The organism is Calditrichota bacterium (genome assembly GCA_013151735.1).
Classification (GTDB): domain Bacteria; phylum Zhuqueibacterota; class JdFR-76; order JdFR-76; family BMS3Abin05; genus BMS3Abin05.
In genome coordinates this window covers 1-15,775 of the sequence record JAADHR010000114.1, presented here as the reverse complement: position 1 = coordinate 15,775, position 15,775 = coordinate 1, and the positions used below count along the sequence as shown (strand labels likewise).

General features: G+C 44.7%; 8 protein-coding genes. All 8 read left to right on the top strand.

Features of this window, described 5'->3' with window-relative positions:
* Window positions 1–68 precede the first annotated feature (68 nt).
* The 8 genes from GXO76_08000 (at window position 69) to GXO76_07965 (ending at window position 15,362) form a co-directional block, all read left to right on the top strand.
* On the top strand, window positions 69–1,886 hold the full coding sequence (locus GXO76_08000; protein NOY77796.1) for a T9SS type A sorting domain-containing protein: 1,818 nt from the start codon (window positions 69–71) through the stop codon (window positions 1,884–1,886).
* Between the two features lie 129 nt (window positions 1,887–2,015).
* Window positions 2,016–6,827, top strand: coding sequence for a hypothetical protein (locus tag GXO76_07995; GenBank protein NOY77795.1), 4,812 nt, complete (start codon window positions 2,016–2,018; stop codon window positions 6,825–6,827).
* Between the two features lie 98 nt (window positions 6,828–6,925).
* Window positions 6,926–8,839, top strand: a complete 1,914-nt coding sequence (locus GXO76_07990; GenBank protein NOY77794.1) for a hypothetical protein — start codon at window positions 6,926–6,928, stop codon at window positions 8,837–8,839.
* A 16-nt stretch (window positions 8,840–8,855) separates the two neighbouring features.
* Window positions 8,856–10,217 carry a MotA/TolQ/ExbB proton channel family protein gene (locus GXO76_07985; protein ID NOY77793.1) on the top strand — a complete coding sequence of 454 codons (1,362 nt, stop codon included), beginning with the start codon at window positions 8,856–8,858 and terminating at the stop codon, window positions 10,215–10,217.
* Between the two features lie 14 nt (window positions 10,218–10,231).
* The gene (locus GXO76_07980) at window positions 10,232–10,834 is read left to right on the top strand and encodes a hypothetical protein (GenBank protein ID NOY77792.1); all 603 of its coding nucleotides are present in this window, start codon (window positions 10,232–10,234) and stop codon (window positions 10,832–10,834) included.
* A gap of 3 nt (window positions 10,835–10,837) precedes the next feature.
* Window positions 10,838–11,467 carry a hypothetical protein gene (locus GXO76_07975; protein ID NOY77791.1) on the top strand — a complete coding sequence of 210 codons (630 nt, stop codon included), beginning with the start codon at window positions 10,838–10,840 and terminating at the stop codon, window positions 11,465–11,467.
* Window positions 11,468–11,541: 74 nt separating this feature from the next.
* Window positions 11,542–12,135, top strand: a complete 594-nt coding sequence (locus GXO76_07970; GenBank protein NOY77790.1) for a hypothetical protein — start codon at window positions 11,542–11,544, stop codon at window positions 12,133–12,135.
* Window positions 12,136–12,152: 17 nt separating this feature from the next.
* A complete protein-coding gene (locus GXO76_07965; protein ID NOY77789.1) occupies window positions 12,153–15,362 on the top strand; it encodes a hypothetical protein in 3,210 nt (1,069 codons plus the stop codon).
* Window positions 15,363–15,775 lie beyond the last annotated feature (413 nt).

Here is a 15,775-nt window from a genome sequence, read left to right as displayed (position 1 = left end):
TTCCCGGAAAGATGACCATTTTCTGGAGGCGTCCCACCCCGAATCTATCTTCCAATTGGGGAAATGTCGTGCGCATTTTTCGGGAAAAAGACACGGTTCCGGTAAAAATTGACACCGTCTTCGGAAAAGAGTCCTACTCGTTTTATAACCCCGAAAAGGGGTTTGTTTATCGTTTTCAGGTGAAGGAGTTTCCGGCTGTTGTGACTTCCCAGATGTGCCCGAATGGGGTACTGGAAACGGCCTGGAGCGCGGAGGAAACAATTCCATACATTAAATATCCGCCCATTCAGGATGTACAGGCACAGGCTCTACCCGCTGCACCTCCCATAAATGCGCATCCTGCCGGAGGGCAGGTTTACCTCACCTGGCAGGATAAACCGGGGCAGCCGCGTGTTACACCGGCAATTTCTATTCTTCTGTTTCGGGATGGCGAGCAAATTGCCTCGTTGGTCCCCGGCACAACCGATTTTCTGGACACGAACCTGACTGTTCAAAAATCCTATGCGTACAATGTGGTCACGATCGACCGCTTCGGGCAGAAATCGAGTTCGGACACGGTGCACGTGGCTGTTGACCCGTACTGGACATTTACGCCGCAGGTGAAACCCAATACCGTGACCTATTTTCGTGATTCCGTTACAGTCGAGTGGGGTTGGTTGAATGCGGCTTTCAAATGGACCAAAGAAACGTATGGCGCGGACAGCTGTCAGGTGGGTGTGAGCATTGATCCTGCTTTCGGTCATCATTTTTCTTCGTCTGGCTGGCAGGCAGCCAACGCCGGAGCGGCCAAAATTGTGCGTCCCTATTTTGTAACCTTAAATAACAACAAAATCTATTTGCGCGTTCGTGCAAAAGATCGCTGGGGGCACGTTTCCCCCTGGTCGAATGCCTATTTCGGCCTCGATTCGGCCAAAGCCTACTACGACGGTGTTCCGCCCCGAAAGGTGGCGCACCTGGCTATCGACTCCACAGTCGCTTCCAAAAATGTAACGGATTCCGTCGACGTGTATCTCAGTTGGGATGCCTCCTCAGACAATATTAGCGGGGTAAAGGGCTATTACGTTCGCCGAACCGATTCTCTTGTGGCGGTTGTACCCGCCTCATCCGACAACAGGATTCATTTTACGGATAAAAAGGTTCCCGTTGATCATATTTTGGACCAATATTGGCAGGTGTTTCCCTTTGATGCCGTTGGGAATATCCAGAATGAGAGTGATACAGTATTTGTTGAAATTCAATTGTATGCGCCCATTCCCCGTCCCTCTTCCTTCAGGAGCTTTTGTTGGGATGAAATAAAAACGCCCTTTGGCACCACCGAGTACTGGGCGGAGATCGCCGACAGCAATGCTTATTTTGATTCGAAATTGGCTGAAATGCTTCACCTGATTTCCCAAAGCGGCTGGACCACCTCTACCTGCTATGTGGATTCGCTGTTTCAATCGGCGGACGGGACGGCTTTTTTCCGATTGAAGGTCCGCGTCGGAACGATCGAAAGCGGATGGTCACCCATTGTGCGATATCCCACAAACGGCTGGGAGATTGCCCGCAACAGCCGCGGACGGGAGGCCTTTTTTAGAAAATACCGTCTTCCCAAGGTCTTTAAATTGTATCAGAATTATCCAAATCCATTTAATATGACCACGAATATTACATATGATTTACCGAAAGAGGGACAAGTTCAGGTTGAAATCTGGAATATTCTGGGTATGAAAGTTGCAACTATAGAAGACAAAATGCAAAAGGCTGGTTCTTATACAATTTCCTGGAACGGGAAAAATACACAGGGGCAGGATGTCGGCACGGGCGTCTATTTTTACACGATTCGTGTCTCCAATTCTGGACAAATTCTGTTTCAAAACACTTCAAAACTGCTTTTGCTAAAATAAATCATTGTTCTTGAACAGAAAATGAATTATTTTAATATGGAGGTGTCTCTATTACGAGACATCTCCATGTCTTGTTTTTATTGGATTTCATTTCAAATTACTTCCTGTCTGAATTAAAACGGAGTCTTCATGAGAAAGTATTTTTCTCTTTTTGGGAGTATTTTCTTTTTGATCCTATTTACATTGCCCCATTTTTCATTTGCACAAAAACAAAAAGTCTCTGTTTTTTCCGTGCAATTTCATACCCAGGATGCCCTGAATCAATGGATTCAGTCGGCTACATATACGGCCGATCTGCCGATTCCGCGTATGCTGCCCGAACCCGGTTTCACGCAAGGGCGAAACAACAAAATATTTTGGGAGATTGATTACACCCCGGCCGCAGATGATTCTATTCTCCTGATTAATATTTTAGGAACCGATGAAACCACCGGAACGGTCCTCCCTTCTGCTATTCAGGATTTCAATAAGAATTATTTCCCCTTTAGCAATTTGACGCCCTTTCACCGCTATTCATTTAAAGCACGCCTGGTACGTCAGAAAAAAGGGGCCGCTCTTCCGGAAGTGGGTGATTTTTCAGCCGTGCCGTCTTTTTCAACTCAGGATGATCTTCCCCCTGTGGTATCCCGGATATCGGTTCCCAATGCCAACTGGTTTGGAAATTGGACGAATACAAATTCTCTCCAGATTCAATATACAATGGCCGATACATCCGGAATTGATTCCTCTTACCTGTTTCTCCGAAACAGCGGGTCATCTGGCTGGATGCTTTTTAAAACAAACGATTTCGATTCTGTAAATGTTGCGAATTTTCATTTTTTAACCGGGCATCTTGCGGATGGTTATTATGAAGTAAGTATTACGGGCAAGGATAATTCCAATGCCCCGGAATCGCACGGTGCAGGGTTACAAACCGCTTCAGCCTGGATAGCCGATGGAAACAAAGGAATCCCGGATACGGCACAGCTAAAATTTCATGTGGATGTAACGCCCCCGGATACCCTTACCCTGACCCTTCGCCAGGACCGGGATGTGATTCAGATTCACTGGACGATGCCGGTTGATCCTGGGATTGGTTTGAAAGGATACAAAGTCTACCGGGACGGTCAATTCCTGGCAGATATCTCCGGAACGCAGACATCCTATTCGGATTCGCTGGCCAAATCAATGGCGGCTTTGCCGGAGACAGATGCGTTTCTGCGATATGAGGTTCAGCCGTACGACAGTTTGGGAAATATTCAAACAAAAGCCGTAGGAGCTGTTTTTCACTTCTGGGCAAAGCCCAGGATGTTCTCCGAACCCCATTACACGGAGGGAACCTCCAATGTGGTTTGTTGGTCGCCCGTAGGCGAGACCGATCACTACGTGCTTGAATGGGCGGCCGATGCCAGATTTACCGTCGATGTTCATTCAGCCACTCCTACCGATACCTGCTACACGGTACAAGGTCTTGCAAATCAACAGCGAGTGTATTACCGGGTGAAACAGGTTCGGTCGGATGGCAGCGAAACCAACTGGTCCAACGTGGTTTGGTCCACTCAGGATTTGGACCCGCCCGTGCGGCATCAATTTTCCATCGGCGAAATGGATTCTTCCGCTTATTATCACGGCTGGATTAATCAATCGGTTCTTCATGTGCGGTACGCATTTTCCGACTCTGCCGGAATCGATTCGGTGATTCTCTGGCGAATACGCCTCGCGGATAGCCGTTGGATTCGTTTTTTGGCCAAAGATTCGTATGATTCCAGTACCGTGGTTTCTGATACGCTGATTCGAACATTTCCGGATGGAGACTATCGGTTTTTTGTAACGGCAAGGGACCATGCCCACGCACCGGAATCGCATGGGAATCACCTGATTGTTTATGGAAACAGCTATCAACCCCTCTTGTCGGATCAACCCCTGCAGAGGATTAAAATCGATACCACCCCCCCGGATTCGGTCACGCTGGCGGTGCGGCAGGAGCACGAGGTTATTCATCTGAACTGGACGGCCTCTCATGACTCCTCCATTGGAATTGGATTAGCCGGCTATCGCATTCTCAGAAACGGGAGCCTCATTGCAACCGTGTCCGCTGCCGATACGAGTTTTTCGGATGTGTTCAATCCCCCGCTTCGGTCCGATCAGGAACTTCACTATCAGATTCAGCCGTTTGACAGCTTAACTAATGTGCAAATGTCCGGAGGAACGCGTTCCATCTGGTACCGGGCGAATCCTGTGATGTATGCGGAACCGGGTGCTACGGCGGGGACGCAGAATCAGGTATGCTGGAAGCCCAAATCGGATACGGAAAAATATGTAGTGCAGGTGGCCACGGATTCCCTTTTTCAAAATCAATTGGCCACCCTGAACGTTCAGGACACGTGTGTGACAAAAACCATGCTGGAAAACGGCAAAACCTATTACTATCGGGTTAAACAGGTGCGTCAGGATGGCAGCGAAACGGGATGGTCGCGTGCGGTACATTCCCGGCAGGATTCCGATCCGCCTGAAATTACGGGTGTGAAAATTGCAGAAGAGGATTCTGCCGATTGGCAGCATGGCTGGTATAATCGCTCGAAAATTCACCTGCTTTTTTCGGCTGCAGATGGGTCGGGACTGGATTCCCTGTTTCTCTATTCCCGTGTAGATGCGACCACATCCTGGCATTTGATTCAAACGGTGGCTCATTTGGATTCCATTCAAACATGGGCCTCTTCTTTTGATTCCACACTGGATGACGGTTGGTACGAATTTTTCATTACGGGACGGGACCACGCCCATGCGGCTATTTCTCACGAAGGGAAATGGTTTGTTCTGGGAAACAAATATGTCCCCCAGTCGGGTGATGTGCCCCAGGCCAAAGTAAAAATCGATACCCAGCCCCCTTCAGCCGTTTCGGCCTCAGGAAAGCAAGTGGAAGATGTGATCCGTCTTTCCTGGACATCCTCACAGGATGCGCCACTTGGTATTGGCCTGGCAGGCTACCGAATCATCCGTAACGGCCAGCTTTTGGCAGAAATTCCGAAGGACCAAACCGCCTATTTTGATTCTTTAAGGAATCCGCCGGTTGTTCAAACCCGCTATCAGTACCAGATTCAGCCCTTTGATAGTTTGAAAAATACACAGCAAACCGGTGGTTTAGTAACCGTTGTTTACAAACCACACCCCACCATGCTGACCGAGCCGGAAATAACCGCAGGACTGAAAAATGTGGTGTGCTGGTACAGTATGGATGATCTGGATCATTTTGAGGTTCAACGGTCTGAAAATCAAGCCTTTGAAGGAAAACGTGACAGTGTTGTCACCACAGATACCTGTGCCACTTTTGAGAATTTAAAAAATGGACAAACCTATTATTACCGGGTTCGGGAGATTCGAAAAGACGGAAGCATGACCGGTTGGTCGAACACGGTCTGGTCAACCCAGGATGACACACCTCCCCGAATGAGCGATTGGTCGATTGCAGAATCCGGATCCCCGGGATGGTACCACAACTGGTACTCAAAACCGGCTGTTCAGATTGCCTATTCAGCATCAGATTCCGCCGGCGTGGACTCCGTTTTTCTCTGGAAAAAGAACACACTGGAAGGTGAATGGACAGTTTTTGATGTTCAGGATTACGATTCACTGGCCCAGGTTACCAGTTTTTTTGCAGAAACTCTTCCGGACGGCCGATACTATTTTTATTTATCCGGTCGGGATAATGCCCATGCTCCCCAATCGCGGGCACTGGCATTGTATCCGTTGGGGAATAAATATGAACCCACCGCACAGGATGCCCCGCAGGTGAAGGTTTTTATTGATACGACTCCTCCGGACACGCTGCATATTTTGTCGGCCGCTCAAACCCGGGGGAACAGGATTGAAATAACGTGGGCGGGTCCTGCTCACGATGCCGGAATCGGGGTAGCGGGCATTCATGTGTACAAAAAAAATAGTCTGATAAAAACACTCCCGGCCTCCGCAACATCTTTTCGTGATACGATTACCGCTTCATATTCGAGCATTCAGACCATTCACTATCGAGTGGCGGCCTTTGATTCGCTGAATAATGAAAATCAGGAAGCCGGAAAGCGGTCCGTGTTATTTTATCCGGCCGTTACCGCCGTAATCATTTATGATGAGCCCGAGTTTACCGCCGGTTCATCCAATGAGATCGTTTGGAAACCCATTTATTTGAGTGCAACGTACACCGTACAGTGCAGCGACGACTCAACCTTTTCCAGAGTGCTTCAAGAGAAAACAACCACCGACACCTCATCGGTGTTTAGCGGATTGCAGGATGATGTGGTTTATTATTACAGGGTTCGGGCTGTGGATCAGTTTGGCCGGGACGTGAACTGGTCGGCCGTCACCGCTTCTCGTCAGGATATGTCGCCGCCGCATTTGACCAGCCTGACTCTTCCAAATGTGGAGTCCATTGAGGGAAAGAATTGGATTTATGGGTCCCCTGAACTGGTCATTCGGGCGGAATTGAGCGATCAGAAATCGGGAAAAGTGCAGGCGCTTATTCTCTATCAGGATGGCGTTTTGCAGGACACCATTTCATTTGTAGCCCAGCATCAAATAGAGACCTCCTTTTCAAAAATGTTGACGATCAATCCGAACACGGCGGTTGAAATTTGCTTGCGGGCGGTTGATGCGGCCGGCAATGTAAGCGAGCCCCTCTGCAAAACGATTTACTGGGAGCCGTTGCGGGAAGACATTGTCGCATTTCCCAATCCATTCGATCCCTCTGGCGGAAAACCTGCTATTATCCGTGTAAAGGATGCAAAGGTTCAGGAGGTCTGGATTTATGATTATTTTGGGAATCTGGTTCGAAAATTACACAAGGATTCCGCAGGACACGATTTTTTCTGGGATGGCAGGAATGGAAAAGGGGAGCTTGTTGCAAATGGCGGTTATTTGTGTGTGATTCATGGAGCGAAAGCCTACTATAAAATCGCTGTTTTGAAATAGACGGGATTTTTACAGCGCAACATCTACGAAAACGCGAAAAAAATGAGAGTATGAATTAAACAAGGCAAAATTTGCCGGAGGCGGATTAGGATTCTTATATGAAACGCATTCAGCTATTTTTTACAATTTTTTTGGTTTTCGGATTAACGGTCCAGACCAGCTTTTCGCAGGAAGCGGCGGGTCAGGCCGGTGAATTCTTGCGATATGGCGTGCATGCCAGAGCCCTGGGAATCGGCCGGGCGTATACGGGATTGGCCGATGGCGCCGGAGCGATTTACTGGAATCCGGGTGGACTGGCGACCCTTTCCAGAGAGGGAGTTAGTGCAACGGTGATGTTAACAAAGTTGTTTGCCAACACGTCTTACAATTATTTGGGAATAGCCGTTCCTCTGGAAATATTTATCTCAGGTCTTTCTGAAAATCCGGCGCTTGGTGAACTGCGGAAATGGAACATCGGAGCAGCCTATCTCGATTTAAGCTCCGGAAACTTTGAAGAACGCACGGACGCCAATTATCTTACCGGACGCACCTTTTCCGATGTGCAGAGGGCCCTGTTTCTTACCTTTGGTCGCTCCTTTTATATTTTCGGACAGCAGTTTGGCGCGGGCACCAGTATAAAGTTTTTGTCACAAAACCTCTTTCAAAACAAGGCATCCGCAACGGCTCTGGATATTGGGCTAAAGTATTATCCGGAATTCAAATGGTTTCGGCTGGGAATGATGTTAAAGAATATCAACCAGCCCGATTTGAAATTGCAATCAGGCGAATCCAACAGGATTCCTTTCTCTGCACGAACCGGAATTGCTCTGTTTCCGCAAACGGGAATCCCCTGGGTGGACGCGATGCTGCTTTCGGCCGATGTGGAAATGGTCCCCGGAACAAAACGCACACCGGATTGGTTCCTGGGCTTTGAATACGATTTGACCCGAACCTCTCTGAATATTCCGATCAAATTGCGCGCGGGAACAAATTCCACCACGGAAGCATTGACAGTTGGCTTGAGTCTTAATCTGTCGCAAAATAGCTATTTCTCGCAGTTTAATGACTATTTACCCAAATTCGACTGGGCCTATGTTTCGAACAGTGAGAGTGCGCTGGGGTCTTCTTACGAACGATTTTCAATGGATTTCAATTGGACCCCTCTGACGGCCCAGCATTGGTACGAACTTGGAATCAAGGAATTTCGAAAAAAACGGGATACATACGGCGCACAGGAGTTCGCACTGGCTGTGGAGGCCAAAAATCCGAAATTCTTTGGCTATCCCATTTCCGCATATTTGCGTTTGGGCGATATAGAATTAATGAAAACTCATTCCATCCAAAAAGGATTGATTCAGGCGACAAAGTATTACGAAAAAGCCACCCTTGTTAAGAATAGCCGCCGCGAGATTGACGCGGAGCTTAACAAAATATCCTTTTTGAATTACATCCAGGGTCTCATCCTGAACAAGGAATACAAAAAAGCAGTCCACCTGTGCAACAGCGACAACGTATGGGTTAACCATCATGTGGACAAAACTCTTCCGGCTATCGTTTATTTAAAAGCCTATTCCCTTTATAAAATGAACAAGATCAACGATGCTGTTTCCTTGCTCAAAAGAGAACTGGATTTCCCGTACAGTGTTCTTGTCCTGAGCCAAATTTATATTGACCGCGGTGACTTTTCAGCAGCCAGAGACGTTCTGAGCAAAAGCATTCGTCCCGTCGTGACCCCGTTGCCTGATCATATTTATCTGCCTTATTTGGGTGATCGGATGGTTGAAGATGATGTATTCCTGTTGAGGGCCTATGTTGACTTTCGGCTGGCTGAAAAGGCGGATTCTCTTCAAACCATGGAAAAACGGTCGGATATTGCCGGAGAATTCCTGAGTGTAAAAAAATATTTCCCGTACTCACGGGCCGGGAGTTTGTTTACCGATCAAAATATAAAACAAATAATAGACTTTATTAAAAGGGGCAAAAAAAATGTTTTTGAAGACTTGTACGGCAGATACAGGCGAATTATTCTTTAATTCGAGGGAGAATTCTATGAAAAACGAAACTAAACTCATCTCAATTATCGTCCTGATCGTCCTGATTCTGGCGTTTGGCATTCCAGCCGGCGCTGCTCAGGATCATCTTGTGATTCATATTACGGATATTGCACGGGCCAAACAGAACAATATTCTGGGGATTCCAAAAAAAGTGGACTACACCGTCAAATGGATGCTCTATTCAAAAGACGGGGAATCCGTCAAAGAAATTGATTTTTCAAAGATCCCTCAATACGTGGCCTACTATTCGCTAAACGATAGTCTGTTTCAAAATGCCCACCGTGAAAATGTGTCGGGCACCAATCTTGTCACGTTCAAAAACCTGGAAATTGGAAAGCGCTACTTTTTTCGGATTGAGGGGCTGAACAGCGGAGACAGAACCGTTCTTTCGGATACGGCCTGGGCCATTAGCGGACGCTCACTAAGCGCTTCTGCAGAAAAGCAGTCGGTTAATTGGTGGCATTATAACCCGCTCAGCGGCCGTTTTCCTCTCGAGATCCTGGGGAAAGGGATTATTTATGAGCGCTCGACCATTCTCGGAAAACTGGCGTTTCACATGATTTGGTGGTCGCTTCTGATCGGGATAATCATTTGGATCACCACTATGAGAAACTTGAGTTTGTCAAAGATTTTTCCATTCAAAAAGATAGGATTGAAATCTTCGCTCTATTTGCTGAATTATGACAAAACATATACAGAAAGAATCTCCGACGAGTTTATTAAACTGCTTCAAAAATGGCAGAAGCTGATCAACGAGGCCTACAAACTGGTCGAATCGCCTCCTATGGTAAAAGGGGAGAACGGAGAGGAAATTATCGATTTAGACCTGCTGGAAAGTGAATATGCCACATGGTGGAAAAATATGGGGAAAAAGAAAATCGAGAAAATTGAAAAAGATTTGACCCGAAATGGTTACATGAATTATCCGACTATACGAATTATTCAGGCCGGTCTTGGAAATCACAAAATTAACGGATACCGATGGTTGGAGGCCTCGGCAGAGGTGGATCGAGCCATTGAAAATCGGGCCTCGTCAGAACTGGAAACACTGAAACGAAAATCCTTTTTGGATTGGTTGTGGAATTTGGGGGCCACGGCTCCCCTCTTGGGCCTGTTCGGGACGGTTACCGGTATTTCGGTGGCCTTTGCTCATCTGGCAACACTGGGCCCGGATACCACCCACTTGAAACTGGTAAAGATGCTGGCAGGCGGAATCAATGAAGCGCTCTGGACGACCATCATGGGATTGGTCACAGGAATTGTACTGGTCATTCTGTATTATTTTTATAAGAATAAGCTTGATTGGATTTTTTCGAAATGGGAAGAAATTTATGTTCAGGTATCTGAAAAACTATAATTGGGCGACGATCGATGGCATTCAAAAAACAAAATGAGCTGCATGATTTAGAGTTCCCCAGCCTGATTGATGTGATTTTTCTGCTGTTGATTTTCTTTCTGGTGACCATGCAGTTTTCCATGGAAACAAAAACCGCTCGCCAGGCCGCAACAAAACCTCCCGATATCCAGTTGCCGCAGGCCGAGGGAAGCGAAGATGTTGCCGTGGATGATATTATTACAACCCTGTTGTTTCAGATTCAATATAAAGAGAAAAACAACCCCGACAGTCCTCGAGTTGTTTATGTTTTGGAACCATTCAATGGGGATTCCATTTCTCGGAGTGAAGCATTCTTGATGGCCAAAAAGGATTCTTTATTCGCCGAATTTCCTCGAAATTTCTTGAAAATGAAGGATCAGGCCTTTAAAAATACGGATGCCTGTCAGCTTATCTCAAATGCCATCTATCAATATAAAGAGGAGCATTTTCACAAGCCGTCCATTGAAAACACCGTTGAAATTCGGGCTGAAGAAAATGTTGAATTTAAGATTATTAATTATATCCTGCAGGAATGCAGCACGTATAAAGATACCATTCCCCGGGTCATTTTTAGAACACTGGCAAAAACGACAGGATGAAAATTGGCTTTTAGAAAACAAAAAGATGATTTTCGGAAGGTTCAGTTAATCTCATTAATTGACATGATATTTATCCTTCTGGTCTTTTTTATGGTGACGGTAACGGTGGTCCGTTTAACTGTTAAAGAACAGAAACTGCCCGTACCCACGCCGATTTCAGAGAGAGGAAGAGCTCAAATTGTCATTCAATTGTTGAATAATGGTGATTTTCTCTGGATAGATGACCGCGCAACTGCTCTCATCAGTAAGGTAATGGATAAGATTGAAAAAAAATTCAGTTATATGAGCCCCGCAAAATTAAATCAAACCAAAACAAAGAGGGCTCTTGATGTCCTGCTCAAGAAAAATATTTTTCCCGGGAATCAGATGAAAGCAAAGCTCGATCAATTGTTAAAGAAAGCGAATTCTGATCCGTCCTCAAATTATTTTGTACTTTTGCGGTCTCCGGATGAAATTCCCTATTACAAAATAATAGATATCATTCAGAAATTTAATTCTGCAAAATACCAAAACATTCTTTATGGGTGTGTTGGCGGGACATTGAATGATATTAAAAATAGCAAAAACGTTAGGGTTGTAATTGAGCGCGATAGAAATGGTCGCCGGCGTGAAAATTTGCAAATTGATTTTTAGCCCAGAATGGGCCAATAATCGAGGGGTCAATGGCTAAATTCCAAAAAAATACGAGAGACAAAACAAAAATCCGATTGATATATCTGACGATCTTTCTGGTTTTGGTTCTCTTTTTTTACAGTGTGCGCCTCATTCTTTTGCATCGGCTGCCACCCGATAATTCAATGATCCCGTTGGCAACCATTGAGGAAAAAATTTCCATTCCTCCCCGTCCCGGAATTGAGGGGATCCTGATTACAGGTCCCATTATCAAGGACCTGATTTTCCAGATTGACACGAAGACGAGTCAATTGAGAAAGCTGAACTGGAAACGGATTGAAATGATCGACAAAACGGCGGATGTAAAAATTCGGGCAACTGTTTTGCGAAATGGTGAGTTGGAATTCAATTCAATTACCGATGTTATCAGTCCCGGGCATTCGTATGCCGGCAATGAAATTGCAAAAGTGATTAGAACCTGGAAATATACGCCCTATAAGCATGGTAAAATTTATTTTTGGTTTAACTTTCCTTCAAGCGGTGTAAAACTGACAGTGGACACCCACGAGCTTGTGCGCAATGAGGATATTCCGAAAAAATATTTTGTGCGAAATGGTCTTCTGTTTTATATTGATGGATTGTCCTTGTCCAAAGTAAATCAGGCCGGAAGGGTGTTTATTGGAGAATGATCGATTCTGGAGTGCAGATGCGACAAAAAAATATAATTTTGTTTATTTTTATTGTGATTTTTTATCAGAGTGTTAATGCGCAGGAGTTTACAAAAACTCCGATTCTGAATTTATTTAATCAGGAAAAATATACGGACGTCATTAAATTCGCTGCACGCTGGGCGAAGATGAATCCGGATAATGCCGGGGTTGCCCATTATTTTATGGCAGAAAGTTATTATAACATGGGTCTCAGCTCCAATGAGATCGGCCAGGCCAGGGATTCCTTTCGAAAGGCCTATAAATTGTTCAGCCGGGTGGTTTTAAATGACAATTTCAGGTTCCAATACCCGAAATTCTACCAACAAGCCCTTTTTAAAAAGGGATGGTGTTTGTTCAGGCGCGCGGAGACAGGCGAAAATCCGGGTTCCCTGTTCAAACTTGCTGTAGATGATTTTAATCGTACGGGTACAGGAGAAACAGATTCACTAAAAATGATTGTACAATATATGGGGGCGGAATCAAAATATGACGATGCAGTTCTAAAACTCTATCAATTCTTTCAAATTATGAACCCTTCGTTTAATTTCTCTGAGCTCATTAATGAACTCAAAGGCGCCCATTCTGCGTTTAAAGCCGTTGGAAACAACCCCAATTCGTTTAATGAGCTGAAGCTTGCTGCCCTTTTACGAATGAATGATGCTTATTTTTTGCTTGGAAAGCTGTATCAAAACCTGGATGAGAATTCGTTCAACACCATTTCAGATGCTGAAAAAAAGAAGTCATCTCTTCAAACCGCCGAAGGCTATTTCTTGAAATGCAAGTATTTGGACGTATTAAAACGAATGGAATTGGTTGAGAAAAAACGATACGCTCCTGCCGTTTATTATTTGGAAGCAATGAAGTATCTGAATTTATTTCAGGTGACCAAGAATATCAGATATTCAAGTGAGTTCAAGAAGCAACTGTCCAATCTTCGAAATGCCCGAACCTATTCCGGGGAAATATTATTCAGAAGAGGAAATCTGGTTCAATTTACAAAATCTCTTAACACAAAAGAATTTATTGAACTTACGGATGAGAATACAAGCTATTATGCACGAGTGACAAAGTCTATTCCCGAGGCCTATTTTTGGTTGGGAATTCTTCAATACTTAAGAAATGATTTGACGAACAGCCAGATGAATCTGGTCAAATTTGTGAAGAAAAATCCATTTCCGATTTTGGATCCGAGATTAAAAGTCCTGGTTGAAGAAGCCAAATTAAAGAAATATACAATTGATTTTGAACAGTTTTCAGTCTCAAAAAATCGTTCCGACCTGCGTATCTTAAAACAAGCCCTGAATAGTTTCAATCCCGAAAGTCAAATTATTAAGAGGGAAAAAGGCAAATTATTGGGGCTGGTCCGTCTGGAGCTGGGGGAGGATTTATGGTCGAATATTCTAACCGGCACCACTCAGGACAAATTGGCTTTGGCCCTTGAAATGATTCGTGATATTCTCCCGCGGGCAGCCACCAATATCGGAGAAAAACGCGAATATTATTTGAAACAGCTAGAAAAGATATTCAAAATTACACGCTATCAAAAATCAAATGAAACCACATTTTATGAAGGAATTGAATTCGCACTGAAGGCTGAAATTCAGCCGACCCAAAGCGGCAAGGAGGCTGATTTCCAGGTCGCAGCCAAAATTCTGAAAGATGTCCGTCCGCCATATCAAAAGGAAGCGGAATATGTGGCCGCTCGCAGTCTCTTTTTTGCCAGAGACTATGAAAATGCCAAAAGGATGTTTATAGAATTGGTCAACGGCTCAAAAAGTGCACGCAGTCTTTATTACCTGGGAGAAATATTCCGCAGGGAAAATAACGACGCTGCCGCTAAGGTGTGTTTTGAAAAACTCATTGAATTAACAAAAAATAGGCCTTTGGGGACGTTTTGGTATAATAATGCAAAGGCCTCCCTTCAGAAGTGCCGCAGTCAGGGCGATGTTAGTGTATTGGCGTCTATTCATGTCGATCAAGTCCGATTCCCGGATGAGCTGCTGAAAATAGGAAAAGAGACCATTTCGTATGAAAAATTGGCCAGCAAGGAATATCTGGAAGAACAGGCCATTGAGAAAATTAACCGGATGCTGTTAAAATTTGGATTGCCCAAGAAAAATATATATCCGTCAAAAAATCTCCTTACGCGTTCCCTCTTGAAAGATGAAAATCTATTTTCTGCCATTAATGCCGGCATTCAGGACAAAAAGGGCGCCATTACAGCGAATTTAATTCTTTGGGTGATCAATGAAAAGGGAAAACCCTACGCGGCGGATGTATTCTTGAGCGGAACCGTCCTGGAACCCCCCAATCCGGAAAATCCCTACGTTGTGAAAAACATTCCTCTGAATACAACCCTCTTCTTAAAAATTGAGGCGATTGGGTATTATCCGGTGGAAAAAACGATCCGTTTGGTTCAACCCAATGATAATGAAGTGATCATTCCTCTTTCCGAGCGCGTGAATTATTCTCAAGTATCGGAAGCTCTTTCACCCGGAAATAATTTCCAAACGTATCGCGGTTTGATTGATAACGATGTCCTCCTGACGAATTCGCCCACGAAAATTCCGGAACCGTCAAGACTCGCATCCGATTTTAATAAATATATTTCCTTTCGGGATGCTGTGTATCACGGCGATCTGGAGGAATTCCTTGTTGCAGATGCCATGGAAGGGCGAATTTTGAAATATAATTCATCGGGCGCACCGGAAGTCAATAAATATTTCAATGTGGAGATTCCCGACTCACTGGCACCGCTCAAGACACCCGAAGGGATAGCGGTTGATTCCGATGGAAAAATCTACATTGCCGATTGGGTACGGCATCGAATTTTGATTCTGAATTCAGATGGATCGTTTATCAGGGAAATTGGCGGTCTAAAGGCGTGGAATTCGGTAAAAAGCCATGCTCCCAACCTTGTCTTTCCAAAGAGGATAGCCATTGAAGAGGACGCAGAAGGCGTTCTATTCAGGGGGAAGAAGGTTTTCCGGGAAAAACATATTCTTGTTTCCGATCTTTATGGAATAAAAAAACTCACATTAGATGGAAGAGTTTTGGACAAATATCTGATCGGGCAAAATGAATACGCCCTGGACAATTTTTATGGGTTGCTCGTCAAAAATTATGGGGCCCATTCCAAGCTGTATGTGTACAATCGTAAAGATAAGAAAATAATGGTTATGCCTGCGGAAGTTAAAATTCAATAAACACCACTTATTCGGAAATTTTAGAAAGGCTCTATGTGAACACATAGGGCCTTTTTTTATGGAAAAAATCGGAAGATGGATTAAAACCCGTAGTGTTTTTGCAACAGGAGTGTGTAAATGATGTCACTTACTTCCCATTGCTCAATATGAAGACCATAATTTCCATAATCTTCGTTGTTAGTGTTTGTCTAAAATGCAAAAAAAAATCATAAGTTAATGTGTATGGCAAACCCGTGAAAAGGGCATTGATCCGGGCGTGCGAAACATTTTCACTCGAATGGCTCATCTCCACTTTCTCCTTGCATCTTCCGTCTTTATTTCTTACTATTTACAAAATTAAGTAATATTAGCCTTACGAAGGTTTTAGACCTCCGCAAGGTTTTTGAAAAAGTGGAAATAAGGAAATATTTTTG